We start from the raw sequence: 19,582 nt of genomic DNA on the forward strand, positions 1-19,582 counted from the left end.
CGAGGAAACTCCATGCCTCACAGCAAATTGTAGGAGCGGGCCCTGCCCGCGATTTCGCGCGCAGGGCGCGCTCCTACATGGGAATGGCGTGGGTTGGGCAGCGTAGGAGCGGATCTCATCCGCGATCCGCGCCAGGACGTCCGGCTATCGCGGACAAGGTCCGCTCCTACGAGGAAACTCCATGCCTCACAGCAAATTGTAGGAGCGGGCCCTGCCCGCGATTTCGCGCGCAGGGCGCGCTCCTACATGGGAATGGCGTGGGTTGGGCAGCGTAGGAGCGGATCTCATCCGCGATCCGCGCCAGGACGTCCGGCTATCGCGGACAAGGTCCGCTCCTACGAGGAAACTCCATGCCTCACAGCAAATTGTAGGAGCGGGCCCTGCCCGCGATATCGCGCGCAGGGCGCGCTCCTACATGGGAATGGCGCGGGTGGGGCAGCGTAGGAGCGGATCTTATCCGCGAATCGTGCCGGAACCTCCGGCTATCGCGGACAAGGTCCGCTCCTACGCCCGCCGGCGAACACAACACCCGTAGGATGGGTTGAGCGAAGCGATACCCATCGCCATCGCCGCATGGGGTTCGCAGGCTCAACCCATCCTACGAAAGCGCCCCGGCGCGATGGGCAAGACAGTTGCTCTCGCGTTCCCCACGCTTTTCGCAAAAAACCTTTGCCGATTCGGCTATTTAGTTAGCTGGCTAATTAAGTGATTCTGACTCCGCCTTGATGCAAGTCAAACAACGGAGAAGAACCGATGAGCGTAGTTGTCACTGAGCGCGACGAAGACCATAAATCCCGCGAATTCCGTGCCCTTGGCCGGCGCTGCTGGGACGTGCACCAGCAGGGCCTGTTGGTCGGCGTGTTCCACAGCGAGCAGGAGGCCCACGCCTACCGCGAGAGCCTGGAGCGGGAAGAGGTACAGCGCCACGCGCAGGACGCGGAGCGGTTCTGAGCGGCCCGCGGGGCCAGGCGCCGGCCTGGCCCCGCCGCCCGGCTCAGAAGTAGTAGCCGATGTTCAGGTTGGTGCGGAAGTACCAGTCGTTGCTGCCCGAGGAGGTGGTCGAGGTCCAGCCCGTGCCGTTCTCCGCGCCGCCCCAGGGGTTGGCGTTGCGCGCCCAGGTGAAGTCCAGCCAGGCCATAACCGGCAGGGCGAAGAACTGGATGCCGGCGGTATACATCTGCGAGTCGTCCCAGCCGCTCTTGTCTTTCCACAGCCGGCTGTAGTCGTTGTACAGCTTCACCTTCTTCACCGGCCCCAGCCAGGGCGTGGCGACGTCGTAGCCGACGTTGAGTCCGCCGATGCTGCCCTTGGCCGCCACCAGGAAGGCCGGGGTCAGGCCGTTGCCGCCCATGAGCACCGAGTCGTCGCTGACGCCGCTGGGGTTCTTCGGATCGTATTCGTAGCGGATCGCCTGGGTCGAGATAGTCCAGGGACCGTTCTTGAACACCCCGTGGGCGCCGGCCGCCCAGAAGCTGCCGTTGTCGTCGGTGGTGGCGTTGTACAGCCGCGAGGCGGCCAGGGACGCGCCCAGCTCGTTGTTCCAGTCGCCGGCCTGGAAGCTGCGCGCCAGGCGCAGGTTGACCTGGTCGCGCTTCTCGTTGTCCTGGCGGCCGTGCAGCGCCGGGATGGCGTTGTCCTTGAGGTCCGCGTAGCGCCCGACTTCCGGGGCGTAGCGGATGCTCGACGGCAGCATGCGCGGGTAGTAGGCGGCCTGGAAGTCCCAGTCGCTGTCCTTGTAGCCGTACTTCAGGCCGGTGCCGGTGTTCACGCCGAAGCCGAGGAAGAACGGGATGTGGTAGCTCCAGCCGAACTGCGGGTAGGGCAGCAGGCCGAAGGGCCTGGCCGGCGCGCCCACCTGCAGGTCGGAACGCTCGTCGAAGCGGTAGCCGAGGTAGGCGCGGTCCACCGCGCGCTTGTTGCGGTCCTGGAACCAGTAGCCGGCGTCGAGGCTGAACTGCTGGTAGCGGCCCTGCACGTCCAGGCGGAAGGTGTCGAACAGCCAGCGCGCCGGGCGGTTGATGCTGCTGTCCCAGTCCTCGTAGCGGTAGTTGGCGCGCAGCGCGCCGCCGACGTCCAGGCTGGCGTCGCCGTCCTCGCTGCGCCAGGAGATGTGCGGGAAGGGCTTGTTCTGCATGCCCTGGCTGATGGTCGGCGCCGGGCCGGGCTCGGTGGCGAACAGCAGCGGAGCGTGTGCCAGCGCGAATGCGGCCAGCAGGGTGGGTCTCAACATGGAAGCGTCACCTCGGAAAAGGCAGCCTCGGAAGTGGGCCAGCAGGGCCGCACGCAGCTTCACGAAGGCTGGTCGTTTTTGTTTCTTGTATGAATCAACGTTTCAATTTCCTGCCCGAGGAGGAGAGCAGTTTCCATGCCATGGATGGGAGGCTGTTTTTCTATATATTTCCTATTTATATCAATGTGTTATGGGTGAAACGCGGGCGTTTGAACCACCCGTGAAACGCCCCCGGAGCAGTGTTACGCGGATGCCCAGGCGTGGGGCGCGAGGGACGAATCCGGTGCGTTGGGAAACGCCGGCAGAAACGCAAACGGCAGCCCGGGGGCTGCCGTTTTGCGCAAGGCGAGGAGAGGCTACAGGTCGAGCACCAGGCGCCGGCTGCGGCAGCCGGAGACGCAGACCATCATCGACTGGTTGGCTGCGCGCTCGGCCTTGGTCAGCACGCCGTCGCGGTGGTCCACCTCGCCTTCCAGCACCTTGACCTCGCAGGAGCCGCAGACGCCTTCGCGGCAGCTGTAGTCGAGGTCGCAGCCCTGTTCCAGCAGCACGTCCAGCAGCACCATGCCGGCTTCCATGCGCAGGTGCTTGCCGCTCTTGCGCAGCTCCACCTCGTAGCTGTCCAGGGCATCTTCCGCGGCGGCCTGTTCGACGGCGGCGAAGCGTTCGATGTGCGCGTTGGGGTAGCCCAGGGCCTCGCAGGTGCGTTCGAAGGCGTCGAGCATCGGCGTCGGCCCGCAGCAGTAGAAGTGCGCGTCGGTGGAGCGGCCGGCCAGGTAGGCGGCGAGGTCCGGCGGCACGCCTTTCTCGTCGTCGAAGTGCAGTTGCACCCGGGCGTCGAGGCCGCGCAGTTCTTCCAGCAGCGCGGCCTCGCGGCGCGAGCGCGCGCAGTAGATCAGCTCGGCGGAGCGGCCAAGGGCGAGCAGCTGGCGGAACATGCAGTAGATCGGCGTGATGCCGATGCCGCCGGCCACCAGCACGCTGTGGCTGGCGCTGGCGTCCAGGGCGAAGTTGTTGCGCGGCGCGGCGATCTGCAGCTGGGTGCCGACGCGCAGGTTGTCGTGCACCCAGCGCGAGCCGCCGCGGCTGTTGCGGTCACGGAGGATGCCGACCACGTAGCGCCCCTGGTCGCTCGGCGAGTTGAGCAGCGAGTAGCTGCGCACCAGGCCGTTGGGCAGGTACAGGTCGATGTGCGAACCGGCCTCGAACGGCGGGAACCGGGTGTCGCCCCAGGGGCGCAGTTCCACGCTCATGATGCCTTCGGCCTCGTGGCGCAGGGTGTGCACCAGCGCCGGGATGGTTGCGTTGCTCATGGCTGTACCTCGGCGGTGCGCAGGTCGACGTCCAGGCTCGCGCTGGCCTCGATCTCGACGCGCAGTTCGGGGAACACCAGGCCGCTCACTGCCACCAGGGTGGAGGTCGGGTAGCAGGCCTGGCCGGCGAAGAAGTCGCGGCGGGCGCGGCCGACTTCGTCCTTGGCGGCGATGTCGGTGACGTAGACGGTCAGCCGGTAGAGGTTGCCGACGTGGCCGCCGGCGGCCTCGACCAGCGCCCGGCACTTGCCCAGCACCAGCAGCGTCTGCTCGTAGACGCCCAGCGGCGCGCCGCGCTCGGCGGCCTCGCGGGTGGCGGGATGCCCGGTCATCCCGGACATCACCACTTCGTTGCCGATGCGCAGGGCGTTGGACCAGCTGGCGCCAGGCGCTTCCGCCAGCGCCTCGGCCCGTACGCGGACGACTGCGTTCATAGCTGCGTGGCCTCGATCAGTTCCAGCTGCTCCTTGGCCTTGTTCTTCAGGTAGCGGCGGATGCGCACCACGCCCAGGTCGTGCTGGTAGAGGTTCTCGCGCTGGTTGGCGTCCGGCTCCATGTGCTCCAGCAGCACCCGGTCCTGCTCCAGCACCGCCCAGTGGCGGGCTTCCAGGCGGTTCTTGTAGAGGAAGCGCCAGGTGTCGCGCTGCCAGCCGGTGAGCGGGCGGCAGCGCCAGTGGAACACCGCGCACAGCTGCGGGCTGCTGGGCGTGTAGCTGCCGACGATGGTGAAGTTGCCGCCCGGGCCGCCGGTCTTCGGGTAGGGGATTTCCAGGCGCAGCCAGTGGCAGCCGTTGTCGACGAACTCGGTCCAGTCGAAGTTCACCCCGCGCTGGCCTTCCTTCTCGAAGAAGAAGCCCTGCTCGGTGTCGCGGGTGACGAACTTGGCGCTGGCCGCGCCTTCGCTCATGGAGTGGGACATCTTGTGCAGGTAGGTGCCGTGCATCGGGTCCATGACGTTGTCGATGACGTAGCGGTAGTCGCCGCGCCACTCGGTGTAGCAGATGAAGCTGCTCCACTCGGGCGAGGTCAGCTGCTCGGGCAGCACCAGCTCCGGCGGGCTTTCCAGGTGCGCGTCGGCGGCGTTGTAGAGGAAGATCGCGCCGGCCGCCTCGCGGACGTGGAACATGCGCGTCGGGCGGCTGCCCTCGAGCTTGCAGCCGGGGCTGCCGGGGACCTTGGTGACGGTGCCGTCGCAGCGCACTTCCACGCCGTGGTAGGGGCACTGCAGGCGGTCGCCCAGCACCGGGCCGAGGGACAGCGGCGCGCCGCGGTGCGGGCAGTGGTCCTCCAGGGCGTGGACGCTGCCATCGTTGTCGCGCCAGAGGGCGATCTTGTAGCCCAGGCGGCGGATGGACAGCGGCTTGTCGCCGAGCAGTTGCGAAGGCAGGACGGGGAACCAGAGGTTCTTCAGGCCATTGGCCAGGATCTTCTCGACAGGATCGACGGTCAGCTGTGCGGTCATTTTCTCGTTCCTCGCCCGTTATTCGCCCAGGCGGGCCATCAGGGTCTTGTAGGCGTCTTCGGTCCACTCGCCGCTGGTCAGCGGGCAGGGCGGGCCGGCCAGGTTCAGGTGTTCCAGCAGGCTCGGCAGGTCGTGCCTGCCGGCGGCGTAGGCGCGCTCGATGGAGTCGCCCAGCAGGTCTTCGAAGGGCGTGCTGGGGCGGCTGCGCGACTGGTGCGTTTCGTTGTAGGGCTCGGTCATTTCATTGGCCTCCATTGCGGACCCGTTCGCGGATGCTTTCACGCACCGGGACGAAGTCGTAGGTCGGGTAGCATTCGCTGCGGAACACGCCCCAGGCGGAGCGTTCCAGTTCGACGTTGACGCGCGGCAGCAGCGCCGGCGGCAGGCGCAGGGTGACGATCTGGCCCAGGCCCATGGCCACGGTCCAGGAGACGATCTCCACGCCTTCGCCGGGGAAGCGTTCCCACCAGTCCATCTTTTTCATGTGGGCCTGGATGTCCTCCAGGTTCTTCGACTGGTCGTGGCGCAGCAGCACGGTCAGCAGCAGGGTTTCGCTCATGTTCGGTGCTCAGGCGGCGTTGTCGGACGGGGTGGCCCAGGCGTCGTAGTCGTAGACCCAGTCGGCGTTGCCGCCGGCCTTGAGCCACTGGTTGCCGCGCGAGCCGATCTGGATCTGGCTGGTGCGTTCCAGGCGCGCGTCCTGGTAGGCCGCGAGCGCCGCCGGGACCTGCGCCAGGTCGCGCACGCCTGCGAGCATGCGGCCGAGCACCACGGCGTCCTCGATGGCCTGGCCGGCGCCCTGGGCCATGAACGGCATCATCGGGTGGCAGGCGTCGCCGAGCAGCACCAGGTTGTCGCGGGTCCAGTAGGGCAGCGGGTCGCGCTCGTAGAGGGCGGTCTTGAGCACCTCGTCGCAGGCCTCCAGCAGGGCGCGGGCGTGCGGGTGGTAGTGGGCGTAGCTTTCGCGCAGTTCCTCGACGCTGCCCGGGGTGGTCCAGCTTTCCAGGTGCCAGCTGTCCTGGGCGGTGGTGGCGAAGATGAAGATGTCGCGGCCGCGGTTGAGCGGGAAGGTGACGATCTGGCTCTGCGGATTGGGCCCCCACCACTTGGTGAAAGCCTGGATGTGCGGCACCTGGGCGACCTTCACCGCCGGCACCACGGCGCGGTAGGCGACCACCCCGGTGAAGCGCGGGTGCTCCTCGCCGAACAGCGCGGCGCGTACCACCGAGTGGATGCCGTCGGCGCCGATCAGTACGTCGACGCGGTCCTGGCTGCCGTCGGCGAATTCGATGTGCACGCCGTCGGCCTCCTGGCGCACGGCCTGGGCGCGCCGGGCGAAGCGCACGCGCTCCAGGGGGAAGGCTTCGGCCAGGGCGGCCAGCAGGTCGGCGCGGTGGATGGTCAGCTGCGGCGCGCCGTACTTGCGCTCGGCGGCGTCGGCCATCTCCAGGCGCGAGGTCTCCTCGCCGCTGTCCCAGGTGCGGCTGATGCGGTGGGTGGGCCGCGCCGCGCTGGCGCGCACCGCCTCGCCGACGCCCAGGCCGTCGATGGCCTTGACCGCGTTGGGCGTCAGGTTGATGTCGGCGCCGACGCGCAGGAACGCCTTGGCCTGTTCGTACACCACGACGTCGTGGCCGGCGCGCAGCAGGGCGATGGCGGCGCACAGGCCGCCGATGCCGGCGCCGAGCACGCCGATCTTCAGCTTGGACATGGGTTTCTCCTCAGCTCTTGTTCTTTTCGGTCAGGAATTTGCCTTGCGGGCCCTCGGCGCCTTTCTGCCGCCGGGTGACGCCGTCCAGGCCGCCGGCGATGGCCCATTCGGCGAACACCGTGGGGCCCGGTTCGAAGCTGCGCGGCTGCCAGTCGCCGGTCAGCTGGTCCTCGTCGGCGTAGTACTCCACCAGCGCCCCGGCGGGGTTCTTGAAGTACCAGAAGAAGGCCGAGGACACCGGGTGGCGGCCCGGGCCGATCTCGGTGTCCCAGCCGCAGCGGGCGATGTGCATACCGCCGCCGAACACCTCGTTGATGTCGCGCACGGTGAAGGCGACGTGGTTCAGCCCGGCGCGCGGCGCCGGCAGCTGGAGCATGAACAGGTCGTGGTGGCCGCCTTCCTCGGCGGTGCGCAGGAAGGCGCCGCGGTCCGGGTAGCGGTCCGAGGTCTGGAAGCCGAAGGCTTCGCGGTAGAAGGCTTCGCAGGCGTTGACGTCCTTGACGAAGAACACCACGTGGCCGACTTCCACCGGGGTGGCGCGCTCGTACACCGGGCTGGGCTGGTTGATCCGCGCCTTGCTGTTCCAGGTGTTGTGTGCGCCGCATTCCTCCAGCACCAGTTCGCGCTTGCGGGTGACCTGCAGGCGGATCGCCAGGCCGTTGGGGTCGGTGCAGCCGATGCGCCCGCCGCCCTCGACGAAGCCCGGCGCCGTGGCGATACGGCTGGCATAAAGCGCCAGGTCGTCGGCGCTGGCCACGCCCCAGACCACCTCGCGTACCGTCGAGCCGGGCTCGATGGCCGGTGGCAGGCCGGGCTTGTCCAGGGCGGCGACCACCACGCGGCAGCCGTTGAGGGTTTCGAAGACCACCTGGTCGGCTCGCTCCTCGACCAGGCTCAGGCCCCAGTCCTCGAAGAAGCGCCGGCAGCGCGGCAGGTCTTCCACGCCGTAGGTGATCTCGTCGATGCCAAGTACGCTCATGCTATCGCTCCGGCCCAGGCGATGGGCTGCTGGTTGAGGCCCCAGTACAGGGCTTTCTGCTCCATGTACTGGAGGATGCCCAGGCGCCCCTTCTCGCGCCCCAGGCCACTGTCGTTCCAGCCACCGAAGGGGGTGGCGATGGAGAATTGCTTGTAGGTGTTGATCCACACGGTGCCGGCCTGCACGGCGCGGCCCAGGCGCCAGGCGCGCTGGAAGTCGCGGGTCCAGATGCCGGCGGCGAGGGCGTAGACGCTGTGGTTGGCCTGCTCGATCAGCTGGCGCTCGTCGTCGAAGGGCAGGGCCGCCAGCACCGGGCCGAACACCTCTTCCTGGCACAGGCGCGCATCGTTGCCCAGGCCGTCGATGATGGTCGGGGTGTAGAACCAGCCACGCTCGTACTGCGGCCCTTGCGGGCGGCGGCCGCCGGCGAGCAGGCGGCCGCCCTCGGACAGGCCGAGGTCGACGTAGCGCTCGACGCTCTCGCGGTGGCGTTCGCTGATCAGCGGGCCCATCTGCGTGGCCTCGTCGGCCGGGTCGCCGATGCGCAGGCGCTCGGCGCCTTCGACCAGGCGTTGCAGGAAGCGTTCGTACAGCGGCCGGGCGACGAACAGCCGCGAGCCGGCGATGCAGGATTCCCCCGAGCTGCTGAAGATGCCGTAGAGCACCCCGGCCACGGCGTGGTCGAGGTCGGCGTCTTCCAGGACGATGGTCGGCGACTTGCCGCCCAGCTCCATGGACACCGGCATCATCTTGTCCGCGGCGATGCGCGCGATGTGCTTGCCGGTGCTGGTGCCGCCGGTGAAGGACACGCGCTTGACCAGCGGGTGGCGGGTGATGGCGTCGCCGATCAGCGAGCCCTTGCCCGGCAGCACGCTGATCAACCCGGCCGGCACCCCGGCCTGGATGCACAGGCGCGCCAGGGCCAGGGCCGCCAGCGGGGTGATTTCCGCCGGCTTGATCAGCACTGCGTTGCCGGCGGCCAGGGCCGGCGCCAGTTTCTGCGCCTCGGAGGCGATCGGCGAGTTCCACGGGGTGATGGCGGCGACCACGCCCATGGGCTCGTAGACGCTCATGCTGAGGAAGTCGCCGCGCGAGGGGCTGATGCTTTCCTCCAGGGTCTCGCAGGCCGCGGCGAAGAACTGGAAGGTGCCGGCGGCGCTGGCCACCAGGGCGCGGGTCTCGCGGATCGGCTTGCCGTTGTCCAGGCGCTGCAGTTGCGCCAGTTCCTCGGCGTGCTCGCGGATCAGCTGCGCCACGCGGTACAGCACCGCGGCGCGTTCGTGGGGCTTGCGCTGCGCCCAGCCGCTGGCGAGGAAGGCGCGCTGGGCGCCCTGGATGGCTTCTTCCACGTCGGCCAGGCCGGCGGCGTGCAGGCGGGCGATGGGCGAGCCGTCGGCCGGGTAGTGGCTGGCGTACAGGTCGCCGCCGCCCAGGCGCCACTGGCCGGCGATGCAGATGGGTTGGATTGCGTCGAGATCGAGCATGGCGCTGTCCTCAGATGGAGACGGCGTGGGCGTGGTTGCCCAGCGCGCGGACGATGCTGAGCACGGTCAGCATCGAGGTCTTGGGGTTGGCCGCCAGCGGCTTGCCGCGCAGGGTCATCTCGAATTCGCCGAAGGCGCCGCGGGCCTGGTAGTGGTGCACGTTCTCCTCGCTGGTGGGGTCGGCGATCAGGCGCACGCGGGTGGCGTCCAGGCCCAGGCCGGCCAGCGACAGGGTGGCGGCGACGTTGGCGTTCTTCGGGTAGCGCGAGGACGCCTCGCGGGCGCTGCCCTCGAAGATCACCGTGGGTTCGGTGAGGCCGTCGAGGTCGAAGCGCTCGTCGGCCGGCGTGCCCTTCCAGGCGCGGCTCGGCTTGCGCCCGCTGTAGACCACCGAGTCCAGCCCGGCGACCTTGGCCGCGGCCAGCGCGTCGATGCCGCCGATGGCCCCGGAGAGCAGTTCGACCTGGGTGCCGCCGCGCCGCGCGGCTTCTTCCAGGCGCGCGGCCAGGCCGTCCTCGGAGAGCGCGCCGATGGACACCAGCAGGCACGGGATGCCGCGCTCCAGTGCCGGGATCACGTGCTCGGCCAGGGCCGCGTGGCCGGCGCATTCCACCAGCAGGTCGGGGCGCCGGGCGTAGTCCAGGGTTTCGACGACGCGGGCCTGCGCGGCGATGCCGACCAGGCGCTGGCGCGCCTGGTCGAGGTGGCCGGCCGGGACCACCACCTGGTCGAGCGCCAGGTCGCGGTCGTCCTTGAGCATTTCCAGCACGCTGAGGCCGATGGCGCCGCAGCCGATCATGGCGATGTGCAGCATGGCGGGGTCCTCAGGCCGTGGCCTTCTGGTGGCGGGTTTCCATGTTCGGCGGGCCGGCGAACTGCTTGGCGAAGTTGCCCACCGCGCACATGTCCACTTCCAGCAGGAAGGGGCCGTCGGTGGCGTAGGCGCTTTCCAGCACGCCGGCGAAATCCGCCAGGTCCTTGACCAGCGCGTGGCGCAGCCCCACCGACTCGGCCAGGCGCGCGTAGTCCGGGGTGTGCAGGTCGACGTAGCAGTGGCGGCCGCCGTACACGGCGTCCTGGATGTTGCGGATGACGCCGTAGCGCTGGTCGTTCATCAGTAGGATCACCACCTTGGCCTTCTCCTGCACCAGGGTGGCGATCTCGCCCAGGTTGAGGATGAAGCCGCCGTCGCCGCACAGCGCGAAGACCTTGCGCTGCGGTGCGTTCTCCGCCGCCGCGATGGCCGCGCCTATGCCCATGCACAGGCCCTGGCCGATGCCGCCGCCGAGGGCGTGGATGCCGGCCTGGGGGTGGAACAGGTGGATCAGGCGGTTGCCCCAGATGCTGTTGGACAGGGTCACGTCGCGCACCCAGGTGAAGTCGCGGCCGGTCATGCCCTGCAGTTGCTCGACCATCGAGGCGTAGGGGCCGAGTTCTTCCAGCAGTTGCGCGCGCGACTGCTCGCGCACCTGGCGCAGTTCCTCGGCGAAGCCAGGCTCGACCTTCAGCCGGCCCTCCAGGCGCTCGGCCAGGCCGGCCAGGGCCAGCGCCGAGTCGCCGCAGATGAACAGCTCGCTGTTGTAGCAGCGGCCCTCGATGGCCGGGTTGGCGTCGATGCGGTAGGTCACCGGCGGCAGCTTCAGGGCGTACTTGAAGGTCTCGTTGCTGCGCAGCCGCGAGCCGGCCACCAGCAGCGCGTCGCAGCCCTGCAGGAAGGCTTCCACCCGCTTGTTCTGGGAGAAGGCGCCGAGGCAACGCGGGTCGTCCTCGTTGACCACGCCGCGGCCCTGGGTGGAGGTGATGACGCCCACGCCCAGGTCCATCAGGCGCTTCACTTCGTGGCCGGCGTGGCGGGCGCCGCCGCCGAGCCAGAGCATCGGCCGGCGCGCGCTGGCCAGGCGTTCGGCGACGCGGTCCAGGGCCTCGGCGGTGGGCGCGGCGACCGGCACCGGCAGCGGCGCCAGGTCTTCGGGCATGGGGATGTAGGCGGACTGGATGTCGATCGGGATTTCCACGCTGACCGGGCCGGCCGGCGCGCTCAGGGCGGTCTGCACGGCGAGCTTGAGGGTGCTCAGCGCGGTCTCGGCGCTGCGCACGCGGAAGGCCGCCTTGGACACCGCCTTGAGCATGGCCAGCTGGTCGCGGGCCTCGTGGATGTAGGCCAGGTCCTGGTCCAGGTAGGGCGTCTCGATCTGCCCGGTCAGGTGCAGCAGCGGGGTGCCGGCGGTCAGCGCCTCGACCAGGGCCCCGGCGGCGTTGCCGGCGGCGGTGCCGGTGGAGGTCAGGCACACGCCCAGGCTGCCGTTGGCGCGGGCGTAGGCGTCGGCCATGTTGGTGGCACCGGCCTCGCCGCGGGCCATGACGAAGCGGATGTTGCCGCGCACGGCGAAGGCGTCGAGGATCGGCATGTTGTGGATGGAAATCACCCCGAAGGCGGCCTTGACCCCGCACTGTTCGAGGAAGGCGGCGATGGCGGCGCCCACGGTGACCGAGTTTTCGTTACGCATGGCGGGACAAGCCTCCGGATACATCGATGTGGCTGCCGGTGGTGTAGGCCGACAGCGGTGAAACGAGGAACAGCAGGGCGTTGGCGGCTTCGCGCGGCAGGCCCAGGCGCCCCAGGGGAATCTGTTTGCTGCGCGCCAGTTGCGCGGTCCATTGCGCCCAGTCCAGCTCGCGTTCCTCGCGGGCCTCGAAGCGCCGGCGCCACTGGCCGGACTCCACCAGGCCGATGAGGATGCCGTTGACGCGGATGCCCTTCGGGGCGAACTCGACGGCCAGCGAGCGCACCAGGTTCTTCAGCCCGGCGCGGGCCGCCGAGGTGCAGACCATGTGCGGCTCCGGCTGGCTGGCGAGTAGCGAGTTGGTGCAGACGATGGCGGCGTCCGCCTGGCCTTCCAGTTGCGCCAGGAAGGCGCGCACCGGGTGGATCACCGAGAAGAACTTCAGCTCCAGCTCGTCGCGCCAGGCTGCGTCGCTGGTTTCGGCGAAGGTGGAGACGCGGCCCTGGCCGGCGTTGCACACCAGCATGCTGGCGGCGCCCAGTTGCTGTTGGCAGCGCGCGGCGAAGTCGCGCACCTGGCCGGCGTCGAGCACGTCGCAGGGGGCGGCCAGCAGGCGCGCGTCGGGGAAGCGCTGGCGCAGTTCTGCTTCGGCTTGCGCCAGGCGCTCAGCGTCGCGGCCGCAGAAGGCCACGGCGGCGCCGGCTTCCAGCAGCAGTTCGACGGTGGCCAGGCCGATGCCGGAGCTGCCGCCGGTGACCACGGCGACGTGGCCGCGCAGGTCGCACAGGCTCATGAATGCACCCTCTGCAGCGACAGAACGTTGGGGTTGGGCATGTGCCCGAGCAGGCCGGAGAGTTCCTCGGCGCTGTTGCGCACCTGGCGCACCAGCGGCTCCAGCAGGTGCTCGGCGATGCGCGTGGCGGGAATGGTCACGCCCATGGCGGCGCAGACGCGCCCGGTGTGGTCGCGCACCGGCGCGGCGACGGTGGAGATGCTCGCCTCGAAGAAGCCTTCGCTCAGCGCGTAGCCGCGCAGGCGGTCGTTCTGCACCAGGTCGAAGAGTTCCTCGGTGCTGCGCGGGGTGCCCTCGGAGAAGCGCTCCAGTTGCTTCTCCGGATACAGCTCGCGCAGCGCGGCAAGGTCCAGGTCTTCCAGGAGGATGCGCCCGAGCACGGTGGCGTGGGCCGGCAGGCGGGTGCCGACGTTGACCGCGCTGGTGAGGATCGACGGCGGCGAGATCTTCGCCACGTAGACGATGTTGCGCCCGTCGCGCACCACCAGGTTGCAGGAGTAGTCGATGGCGTCGCACAGGCGGCGCAGGATCGGCTGGCCCAGCTCGGTGAGTTCCAGCGAGGCCAGGTATTCGAAGCCCAGGCGCAGCACCGCCATGCCCAGGCGGTATTCGTTGCCGCTGCGGGTGACGAAGCCCAGGGCCTCCAGGGTGGCCAGCAGGCGGAAGATGGTGGTGCGCGGCAGTTGCAGGCGGCGCGCCAGCTCCGGGGCGGTGAGGGTGCGGTCGTGGCGGGTGAACTCGCCCAGCAGCGTCAGGCCGCGTTCCAGCCCCGGAACCATGTAGCGTTCCTGGTTTTCGGTGAGGGTGTCGGTACTCATGGTTTCAGTCCTTGTCGAGGAAGCGGACGAGGTGTCCGGCCAGGGCTTCGGGGCATTCGATGGGGCTGGCGTGGCCGGCGCCGGGAACGAGCTGGAACGGCGCCGCCAGCGCCTCGGCGACTTCGCGGCAGGCGGCCGGCGGGGTGATGCCGTCCTCGCTGCCGCACAGCACCTCGACGGGCACCGGCGGGCGGCCCAGGCGCAGCAGGTCGTCGCCGCACAGCAGTTCCACCGCCTGGCGGTAGCCGTGGGGCTTGAGCCGCGCCATGTTCCAGCGCACCCAGGCCAGCGCCTCGGCGCTCGGGCTGGCGCCGAGCATGGCCGGGGCGCGGCGTTCGGCGAGGCCGGCGATGCCCTCGCTGGCCAACCCGGCCAGGCGCCGGCTGCGCACCGTTTCGCCTTCGGCCGGGCGCGCGCCGTAGCCGCGCGCCGGGCTCAGCAGCAGCAGGCGGGCGACGCGCTGCGGCTCGGCGTTGGCCAGGGCGAGGGCGGTCAGCGCGCCTAGGGAATGGCCGAGCAGCACGCAGCGCTGCACGTCCAGCGCGTCCAGCAGCTCGCGCAGGCGCAGCATGTAGGCTTCCGCCCGTGGCGCGGCCTCGGCCAGCGGCGTGGATTCGCCGTAGCCGGGGGCGTCCCAGGCGATGAGCCGCGCGTGCGCCTTCAGGCACTGCGCCAGCGGCAGCCAGGAGGCCGCGCCTGAGCCGATGCCGTGCAGCAGCACCAGCGCCGGGGCATCGGCCGCACCGGCCTCGCGCCAGGCGCTGACGACCTCGCCGTGGCGCACCAGGCGCTGCGGGAAGTCGCGTTCCAGGTCGGCCTGCCAGGCGGCCGCCGTGCTCATCGCCGTCATCGTCCGGCCCTCAGCGCTTGATGCTGGCCAGCGGGTGCTCTGGCGGGTAGGTCGGGGTGATCGGCTTCTTCGCCCCGAGCATCACGCACATCAGCGCGTCCTCGTCGCCGATGTTGATTTCCTCGCGGTACACGCCCGGCGGCACCGAGATCACGTCGCGGTCGCCGAGGATGGTCTCGAAGCGCTCGCCGTCCTTCTCCAGGATCACCTTGAGCTTGCCGCGCAGGACGAAGAACACTTCCTCCACGTCGACGTGCAGGTGCGGCGGGCCTTCATGCCCGGCCGGGATGACCATGGTGGAGAAGGTGAAGTGCTCGGACGGGATGGTGTTGTTGTCGGCGTTCACGCCGGTGCCGCCGGTGCCGATGTAGCGCATCTGCGCGCGGCGGTACTTGGGGTCGTAGTCGGCCTGGAACTTCAGCGCGTTCCAGTCGTACTGGCGGGTGGAGTAGCGCGCGATGCGCGAGTTGCACCACTGCTCGAAGCTGGCGTCGGCCGGGCGTTCCCAGCTCTTGGGTTGTTGTTGCAGGTTGAGATCGGTCATCGGTTTTCTCCTCAGAGCATGACGAACCCGCCGTTGACCGGCAGGGTCTGGCCAGTGACGAAGCGGGACAGGTCGGACAGGGCGAACAGCACGGCGCCGCTCACGTCCGCGGGCAGCTGCGCGCGCTGGATGGCGCGCTGGCGGCGGTACAGTTCGTGGCGCTCGGCGGGGACGTAGGCGGTGGCCTCGACCTCCACCAGGCCGGGGGCGATGGCGTTGACGGTGATGCCGTCGGCGCCCAGCTCGCGCGCCAGGGTGCGTGTCATGGCGATCAGCGCGCCCTTGCTGGCGGTGTAGGCGAGCAGGTTGGGCGCGCCCCACAGCGGGGTGTCGGAGGCCAGGTTGACGATGGCGCCGCGGCCGCTTGCGCGTAACGCCGGCAGGCAGGCGTTGGTCATCAGCCAGGCGCCGCGCACGTTGACCTGCATGACCAGGTCCCAGGTGGCGATGTCCAGCGCCTCGCCGGGCTTGCCGCCGGAGTTGGTCACCGCGGCGTTGTTGACCAGGCCGTCGAGGCCGCCGAGGCGTTCCACCGCGGCTTCCACGCAGGCGGTGATAGAGTGCGGCTCGCGCAGGTCGAGGGCCAGGCCGTCGACCGGCAGCCCCTGCTCGCGCAGGTTGGCGGCGGCCGCCTGGACCTCGTCGGCGCGCAGGTCGGCGATCGCCACGCGGGCCCCGGCGCGGGCCGCCGCTTCGGCGAAGGCCAGGCCCAGGCCGCCGGCGCCGCCGGTGATGAGCACGCGGCGCCCTTGCAACAGGTTGCTTGCAGTCATGGGTGCGTCCTCAGGCGGTGGCCAGGTTGGCCTTGGGCAGGTAGTGCAGGACGCGCTTCTCGGCCCAGACCACCGCGGCGTAGGCGAGCACGCCGATCAGCGTCAGCGCGACTATGGTGACGAACACCCCGGCGGTGTTGCCCTGGCCCTCGGCGTCCACCAGCAGGAAGCCCAGGCCCTTGTTGCCGCCGACCAGCTCGCCGACGGTGACGCCGATCACCGCCAGGGTGGAGGCGATGCGCAGGCCGGAGAACAGCGCGCTCATCGCCGAGGGGAACTCCACCAGGCGGAACAGCTGCCAGCGGTTGGCGCTCAGGGCGCGGACCAGGTTGATCATGTCCGGATCGACGGTGCGGATCGCCGAGAGCACGTTGATCATCACCGGGAAGAACACGATGAGGATGGCGATGAGGATCTTCGGGTACACGGTGTAGCCCAGCCACATCACGAACAGCGGGGCGAAGGCCACCTTGGGGGCGATCTGCAGCGCCAGGATGTACGGCGAGAGCATGGCCTCGGCCGACGGCGACAGGCCCAGGGCGACGCCGATGACCACGCCCAGCAGGGCGCCCAGGGCGAAGCCGACGATGATCTCCAGGGTGGTGATCAGGCTGTGCTCCAGCAGGTTGCCGGCCTGCCACATGGCCACGGCCTCCCGGGCCACGCGGGTGAGGTTGGGCAGGACGAACTCGGGCATGCCGAGCAGGCCCGGGCCCCATTGCCAGAGGGCGAGGAAAACCACCAGCAGCGCCAGGCTGCCGGCGCTCGAACGGGAAAGCGTCATGTGCGACTCCGGGTGCTTACTGTTGCGCCAGGCGGGCGGCGTTGGCCTCGACGAAGCGGTTGGTGTAGAGCTCGGCCAGCGGGGTGGCGCGCGGCACTATCTTTTCCTCGACGTAGAAGCGCGCGACCTTGGCCAGGCGCTGCTCGTCGATCTGCCCGGGGACCGCCTGGCCCGGGTACACGTGCTCGTCGTAGAGCCGGAAGATGCGCTCCAGTGAGGCTTCCTTGCCCTTGTAGGCCGGCACGGCGGCGGCGAAGGTGGCGGCGGCGCCCTTGGGGTCGGCCATGATGTCGGCCATGCCCTTGAGGGTGGCGCTGACCACGCCCTGGACCACGTCCGGGTGGTTGGCGATGGCGTCGTCGGAGGCGAGGATGGCCTGGGCCATGCTCTCGAACACCTGGTCCTGGGGCAGAAGCTTCGCCTTCAGCCCGGCGTCCTCGGCGTTGACGAACCAGTCCGGCACGCCGGCCATGGCCTGGGCCTTGCCGGCGGAGAACAGCTGCCAGACGCCGGCCGGGCCGGCGGCCTGGATGTCCACGTCGTCGCGGCCCAGGCCGGCCTTGCGCAGCGAGGCGAGCAGGGCGTAGTAGGTGGTGTCGGAGTAGGACATCACCGTCAGGGTCTTGCCCTTGAGCGCCTTCACCGAGTCGATGCCGCTGTCGGCGCTGGCCGCCAGCAGGGTCACGCCTCCGCCGCCGAGCACGGCCACGGCCTTCACCGGCACGCCGTTGGCGCGCACCACGATGGGCGTGTCGCCGATGGCGCCGCCGACCAGGGCGTTGCCCGAGCCGATCTGCTTGGCCACGTCGACGCCGCCCTTGCCGGCGAGGAAGGTCACCTTGAGGTTCTCGGCCGCGTAGTAGCCCTTCTGCTGGGCGATGACCCAGGGCGCGAAGGCCGGCGAGCTGGGCGGCGCCGGCAGCAGGTAGGTGACCTCGGTGGGCGCGGCGCTGGCGGCGCAGGCGCACAGGGCGAGCAGCGGCCCGGCGAAGCGGGAGAGCAGGGTGTTGCGCATGAGCGGGTCCTCGTGCGGGGTCAGTGGAGAAGGTCGTCGCCGACTTTCAGCAGGTCCATCAGGCGCCCGACCAGGGGGCCGGCGCCGGGCAGCTTGCGGCGTTCCAGGGGGTTGTCGCGGTGCGGCAGGTCGACCTCGATCTCCTCGATGATGTTGCCGGGGCGGGCGCTCATGACCAGGATTCGGTCGGAGAGGGCGATGGCTTCCATGAGGTCGTGGGTGATGAACAGCGCGGTCTTCTTCTGCTCGTAGAGCATCTGCGCCAGGTCCTGCTGGAGGATCATCTTGGTCTGCGCGTCGAGGGCCGAGAACGGCTCGTCGAGGAACAGCACCTGCGGGTCGATGGCCAGGGTGCGGGCCAGGGCCGCGCGCTGGCGCATGCCGCCGGAGAGCTGGAACGGGTAGTGGTCGCCGAAGCCGGCCAGGTGGCACTTGTCGATCAGCCGCTCGGCCACCGCGCGCCGCTGCGCCGCGGCCACGCCCTGGATCTCCAGGCCCAGCTCGACGTTGCGGCGGATGCTGCGCCAGGGCATGAGCAGGTCCTTCTGCAGCATGAAGGCGACCTTGGCTACCGGCTTGACCACGCGCTCGCCGCCGACGAACACCGCGCCTTCGCTGGGGGTATAAAGCCCGCTGCCCATGTTCAGCAGGGTGCTCTTGCCGCAGCCGGAGGGGCCGATGATGGAAACCACCTCGCCCTTGCGGATGCTGAAGTTCAGCCCGCGCACGGCGAAGGGCGCATCGCGCTCGCCCTTCTTCGGGAAGCACTTGCCGACGTTCTCGAAGACGATCTCCACGTCGGCCGGCCGCGCACCTTCCTGGCGACGCATGGAGTCGGTTCCCCGTTCTACGACGGCGTACATCTCTTGGGTGGCAGCCATGTTCCTCATCTCGCTTTGTTTCATATACGGTGCGTTGATTTATGCATGAACAATGCCACGTGATTTTTCTCTCGGAGGCTTTTGTTTATTCCTTATTAATCAAATAGTTGTGCGTTTCCGCTGTGAAACGTCCGATTGTTTCACCCATGAAATGGTTTTTCGAAGGCACTGGGAAATTTCTGCACAGCGCGGTAGCAGATCGGTTGCGGGTGCTACCTATCAGTGCGCCATCAGGGGAGGCGCGGCGGGAAGGCGAGGGGGACTGTGTAGGAGCGAGCTTGCTCGCGAACAGGACCAGCCGGCTGACTGCGTGGCCCTTCGTTCTGCCCAACGGTCCCCTCTCCCTGAAGGGCGGGGGCCGTCCGTGCATGGGGGAAGAATCGAGTACGCCGGCCAGCCCGGCAGGCGTCTGGCCGGGTCTACGTTTACAAATGCGCCTTGGCGCACTCCACCAGCACCGAGCACGGCCTCCCTTGCAGGGTCATATGCACGCGGTGGGGGAAGTCCTTGAAGCGCTTGGTCAGGTAGGCCAGGCCGGAGCTGGTGGCCGACAGGTAGAGCCTCCTGCCTCTACTCACCACGTTCAAACCCGGGTCGGTACCCAGCCCAATCCACCCCGGATTTTTCACGCACCAATACGGGCTCAAGCCGACTTCACCTCCCCTATTCGAACTGCTGCCATGCCGGGTTATCCCGCCTCGGCGGTTCGTATAGGAGCGCTTCATGATCAGCAACCCCAACCGCCTGCACGGCATGAGCCATGACGACGCCCGCAACCCGATAGCCAGTTGCCCGGCGCGCCAGAACGAGCTGTACGTCGTCCCGGCGCGCTACGCCCTGGCCGAGCACCCCGCCCGCCACGCCAGCCTGCAACCGGCCGTGCGTGCCAGCAGCCACCCCATGGCCCTGCGCCGCCTGCGCGGTGGCTTCCTCTACCTCTGGCATGCGCAGGGGCCGCTGCAACGCTATGCCGTGGCCGCCGACGGGTTGCTGCAGGCACAACCGCTGACGGCCGACGAGAGCGTCCTGCTGCACGGCAGCCAGGCCGGCTTCGCCCTGGACAAGCGCCACGATGCCTGGCTCCTGTACAGCGAAATCCCCCTCGGCGCAGACGCCTGCGCCCAACTGGCGGAGGCCGGCATACGCCAGCGGCGCATGCGCCACGTCGCCCTGGGCGAGGTCGCCCTGCGCCTGCAGGCATCGCACTGCCCTCCGCTCGACGCAAGTGAAACGCTGCTGGCCGAACTGATGCCGGAGGTCCGCGAACGCGTTCTGGCCAAGGAACATGCGCAGAACCGCGAGGCGGACAAACGACGGACCCGGGAACTGGCCGAGCGGATGAACGCCGCCCCCACCCAAGAGAACGTGCGCGCCTATATCCACGCCATGGAGTGGTACAACGCCCGCTCGCAAGCCGCCATGCGCCACCCCCAGGCCGAGC

The 19,582-nt window shown here is 69.4% G+C and carries 21 protein-coding genes and 1 pseudogene; 2 read left to right on the plus strand and 20 right to left on the minus strand.

Annotated elements, in window-relative coordinates; translation table 11 throughout:
- Positions 1–753 precede the first annotated feature (753 nt).
- Positions 754–951 (plus strand): hypothetical protein, encoded by a 198-nt coding sequence (locus BM060_RS30280; RefSeq protein WP_074985986.1) that lies wholly within the window; start codon positions 754–756, stop codon positions 949–951.
- A gap of 43 nt (positions 952–994) precedes the next feature.
- Here the strand turns inward: BM060_RS30280 and BM060_RS30285 are convergent, their stop codons facing one another.
- From BM060_RS30285 to BM060_RS33100, 20 genes and pseudogenes are all read right to left on the minus strand, one after another.
- Positions 995–2,230 (minus strand): putative porin, encoded by a 1,236-nt coding sequence (locus tag BM060_RS30285; RefSeq protein ID WP_074985988.1) that lies wholly within the window; start codon positions 2,228–2,230, stop codon positions 995–997.
- A 356-nt stretch (positions 2,231–2,586) separates the two neighbouring features.
- Complete coding sequence (locus BM060_RS30290; RefSeq protein WP_074985991.1) at positions 2,587–3,543, minus strand: PDR/VanB family oxidoreductase; 957 nt, start codon at positions 3,541–3,543, stop codon at positions 2,587–2,589.
- The gene (locus BM060_RS30295) at positions 3,540–3,977 is read right to left on the minus strand and encodes a RidA family protein (protein ID WP_074985993.1); all 438 of its coding nucleotides are present in this window, start codon (positions 3,975–3,977) and stop codon (positions 3,540–3,542) included. The genes BM060_RS30290 and BM060_RS30295 overlap by 4 nt, the downstream gene beginning before the upstream one ends.
- Positions 3,974–5,005 carry a Rieske 2Fe-2S domain-containing protein gene (locus BM060_RS30300; protein WP_074985995.1) on the minus strand — a complete coding sequence of 344 codons (1,032 nt, stop codon included), beginning with the start codon at positions 5,003–5,005 and terminating at the stop codon, positions 3,974–3,976. The genes BM060_RS30295 and BM060_RS30300 overlap by 4 nt, the downstream gene beginning before the upstream one ends.
- An 18-nt stretch (positions 5,006–5,023) precedes the next feature.
- Positions 5,024–5,245 (minus strand): recombinase-like helix-turn-helix domain-containing protein, encoded by a 222-nt coding sequence (locus BM060_RS30305; protein WP_074985997.1) that lies wholly within the window; start codon positions 5,243–5,245, stop codon positions 5,024–5,026.
- A gap of 1 nt (position 5,246) precedes the next feature.
- A complete protein-coding gene (locus BM060_RS30310; RefSeq protein ID WP_061560595.1) occupies positions 5,247–5,564 on the minus strand; it encodes a hypothetical protein in 318 nt (105 codons plus the stop codon).
- A gap of 9 nt (positions 5,565–5,573) precedes the next feature.
- Positions 5,574–6,716: an FAD-dependent monooxygenase gene (locus BM060_RS30315; RefSeq protein WP_074985999.1), complete on the minus strand. Its 1,143-nt coding sequence runs from the start codon at positions 6,714–6,716 to the stop codon at positions 5,574–5,576.
- 10 nt (positions 6,717–6,726) lie between these two features.
- A complete protein-coding gene (locus BM060_RS30320; RefSeq protein WP_074986001.1) occupies positions 6,727–7,695 on the minus strand; it encodes a VOC family protein in 969 nt (322 codons plus the stop codon).
- Complete coding sequence (locus tag BM060_RS30325) at positions 7,692–9,179, minus strand: aldehyde dehydrogenase (protein ID WP_074986003.1); 1,488 nt, start codon at positions 9,177–9,179, stop codon at positions 7,692–7,694. The genes BM060_RS30320 and BM060_RS30325 overlap by 4 nt, the downstream gene beginning before the upstream one ends.
- A gap of 10 nt (positions 9,180–9,189) precedes the next feature.
- Positions 9,190–9,993 (minus strand): aspartate dehydrogenase, encoded by an 804-nt coding sequence (locus tag BM060_RS30330; protein ID WP_074986005.1) that lies wholly within the window; start codon positions 9,991–9,993, stop codon positions 9,190–9,192.
- A 10-nt stretch (positions 9,994–10,003) separates the two neighbouring features.
- The gene (locus tag BM060_RS30335; RefSeq protein ID WP_074986007.1) at positions 10,004–11,686 is read right to left on the minus strand and encodes a thiamine pyrophosphate-binding protein; all 1,683 of its coding nucleotides are present in this window, start codon (positions 11,684–11,686) and stop codon (positions 10,004–10,006) included.
- Positions 11,679–12,476 (minus strand): SDR family oxidoreductase, encoded by a 798-nt coding sequence (locus BM060_RS30340; RefSeq protein WP_074986009.1) that lies wholly within the window; start codon positions 12,474–12,476, stop codon positions 11,679–11,681. Before BM060_RS30340 ends, BM060_RS30335 begins: the two co-directional genes overlap by 8 nt.
- Positions 12,473–13,294, minus strand: coding sequence for an IclR family transcriptional regulator (locus tag BM060_RS30345; RefSeq protein ID WP_074986011.1), 822 nt, complete (start codon positions 13,292–13,294; stop codon positions 12,473–12,475). The genes BM060_RS30340 and BM060_RS30345 overlap by 4 nt, the downstream gene beginning before the upstream one ends.
- Positions 13,295–13,298: 4 nt before the next feature.
- Positions 13,299–14,135, minus strand: coding sequence for an alpha/beta fold hydrolase (locus BM060_RS30350; RefSeq protein ID WP_135499983.1), 837 nt, complete (start codon positions 14,133–14,135; stop codon positions 13,299–13,301).
- A gap of 19 nt (positions 14,136–14,154) precedes the next feature.
- Entirely contained in the window at positions 14,155–14,688 is a 534-nt protein-coding gene (locus BM060_RS30355; RefSeq protein WP_074986018.1) for a cupin domain-containing protein, read from the minus strand.
- An 11-nt stretch (positions 14,689–14,699) separates the two neighbouring features.
- On the minus strand, positions 14,700–15,461 hold the full coding sequence (locus BM060_RS30360; RefSeq protein WP_074986020.1) for an SDR family oxidoreductase: 762 nt from the start codon (positions 15,459–15,461) through the stop codon (positions 14,700–14,702).
- Positions 15,462–15,471: 10 nt separating this feature from the next.
- Positions 15,472–16,245, minus strand: coding sequence for an ABC transporter permease (locus tag BM060_RS30365; protein WP_043315312.1), 774 nt, complete (start codon positions 16,243–16,245; stop codon positions 15,472–15,474).
- A gap of 16 nt (positions 16,246–16,261) precedes the next feature.
- Positions 16,262–17,260 carry an ABC transporter substrate-binding protein gene (locus BM060_RS30370; RefSeq protein WP_074986021.1) on the minus strand — a complete coding sequence of 333 codons (999 nt, stop codon included), beginning with the start codon at positions 17,258–17,260 and terminating at the stop codon, positions 16,262–16,264.
- A gap of 20 nt (positions 17,261–17,280) precedes the next feature.
- Positions 17,281–18,123 (minus strand): ABC transporter ATP-binding protein, encoded by an 843-nt coding sequence (locus BM060_RS30375; RefSeq protein WP_116426052.1) that lies wholly within the window; start codon positions 18,121–18,123, stop codon positions 17,281–17,283.
- Positions 18,124–18,566: 443 nt separating this feature from the next.
- Positions 18,567–18,698: pseudogene (locus BM060_RS33100) on the minus strand (hypothetical protein); the annotation flags it as partial.
- A 166-nt stretch (positions 18,699–18,864) separates the two neighbouring features.
- Here BM060_RS33100 and BM060_RS30385 point away from each other — a divergent pair.
- On the plus strand, positions 18,865–19,582 hold a 718-nt coding region (locus tag BM060_RS30385), incomplete at its 3' end, for a toxin VasX (protein WP_369679013.1).

It is taken from the genome of Pseudomonas citronellolis (assembly GCF_900112375.1).
GTDB classification, from domain to species: Bacteria; Pseudomonadota; Gammaproteobacteria; order Pseudomonadales; family Pseudomonadaceae; genus Pseudomonas; species Pseudomonas citronellolis.

What these genes read in the sequence shown, in the direction of transcription:
- BM060_RS30300 (WP_074985995.1), bottom strand. Translation starts at nt 5,005, where the DNA reads ATGACCGCACAGCTGACCGTCGATCCTGTCGAGAAGATCCTGGCCAAT.
- BM060_RS30365 (WP_043315312.1), bottom strand. Translation starts at nt 16,245, where the DNA reads ATGACGCTTTCCCGTTCGAGCGCCGGCAGCCTGGCGCTGCTGGTGGTT.
- BM060_RS30310 (WP_061560595.1), bottom strand. Translation starts at nt 5,564, where the DNA reads ATGAGCGAAACCCTGCTGCTGACCGTGCTGCTGCGCCACGACCAGTCG.
- BM060_RS30295 (WP_074985993.1), bottom strand. Translation starts at nt 3,977, where the DNA reads ATGAACGCAGTCGTCCGCGTACGGGCCGAGGCGCTGGCGGAAGCGCCT.
- BM060_RS30375 (WP_116426052.1), bottom strand. Translation starts at nt 18,123, where the DNA reads ATGTACGCCGTCGTAGAACGGGGAACCGACTCCATGCGTCGCCAGGAA.
- BM060_RS30345 (WP_074986011.1), bottom strand. Translation starts at nt 13,294, where the DNA reads ATGAGTACCGACACCCTCACCGAAAACCAGGAACGCTACATGGTTCCG.
- BM060_RS30290 (WP_074985991.1), bottom strand. Translation starts at nt 3,543, where the DNA reads ATGAGCAACGCAACCATCCCGGCGCTGGTGCACACCCTGCGCCACGAG.
- BM060_RS30350 (WP_135499983.1), bottom strand. Translation starts at nt 14,135, where the DNA reads ATGAGCACGGCGGCCGCCTGGCAGGCCGACCTGGAACGCGACTTCCCG.
- BM060_RS30325 (WP_074986003.1), bottom strand. Translation starts at nt 9,179, where the DNA reads ATGCTCGATCTCGACGCAATCCAACCCATCTGCATCGCCGGCCAGTGG.
- BM060_RS30280 (WP_074985986.1), top strand. Translation starts at nt 754, where the DNA reads ATGAGCGTAGTTGTCACTGAGCGCGACGAAGACCATAAATCCCGCGAA.
- BM060_RS30305 (WP_074985997.1), bottom strand. Translation starts at nt 5,245, where the DNA reads ATGACCGAGCCCTACAACGAAACGCACCAGTCGCGCAGCCGCCCCAGC.
- BM060_RS30315 (WP_074985999.1), bottom strand. Translation starts at nt 6,716, where the DNA reads ATGTCCAAGCTGAAGATCGGCGTGCTCGGCGCCGGCATCGGCGGCCTG.
- BM060_RS30330 (WP_074986005.1), bottom strand. Translation starts at nt 9,993, where the DNA reads ATGCTGCACATCGCCATGATCGGCTGCGGCGCCATCGGCCTCAGCGTG.
- BM060_RS30360 (WP_074986020.1), bottom strand. Translation starts at nt 15,461, where the DNA reads ATGACTGCAAGCAACCTGTTGCAAGGGCGCCGCGTGCTCATCACCGGC.
- BM060_RS30340 (WP_074986009.1), bottom strand. Translation starts at nt 12,476, where the DNA reads ATGAGCCTGTGCGACCTGCGCGGCCACGTCGCCGTGGTCACCGGCGGC.
- BM060_RS30320 (WP_074986001.1), bottom strand. Translation starts at nt 7,695, where the DNA reads ATGAGCGTACTTGGCATCGACGAGATCACCTACGGCGTGGAAGACCTG.
- BM060_RS30370 (WP_074986021.1), bottom strand. Translation starts at nt 17,260, where the DNA reads ATGCGCAACACCCTGCTCTCCCGCTTCGCCGGGCCGCTGCTCGCCCTG.
- BM060_RS30285 (WP_074985988.1), bottom strand. Translation starts at nt 2,230, where the DNA reads ATGTTGAGACCCACCCTGCTGGCCGCATTCGCGCTGGCACACGCTCCG.
- BM060_RS30335 (WP_074986007.1), bottom strand. Translation starts at nt 11,686, where the DNA reads ATGCGTAACGAAAACTCGGTCACCGTGGGCGCCGCCATCGCCGCCTTC.
- BM060_RS30355 (WP_074986018.1), bottom strand. Translation starts at nt 14,688, where the DNA reads ATGACCGATCTCAACCTGCAACAACAACCCAAGAGCTGGGAACGCCCG.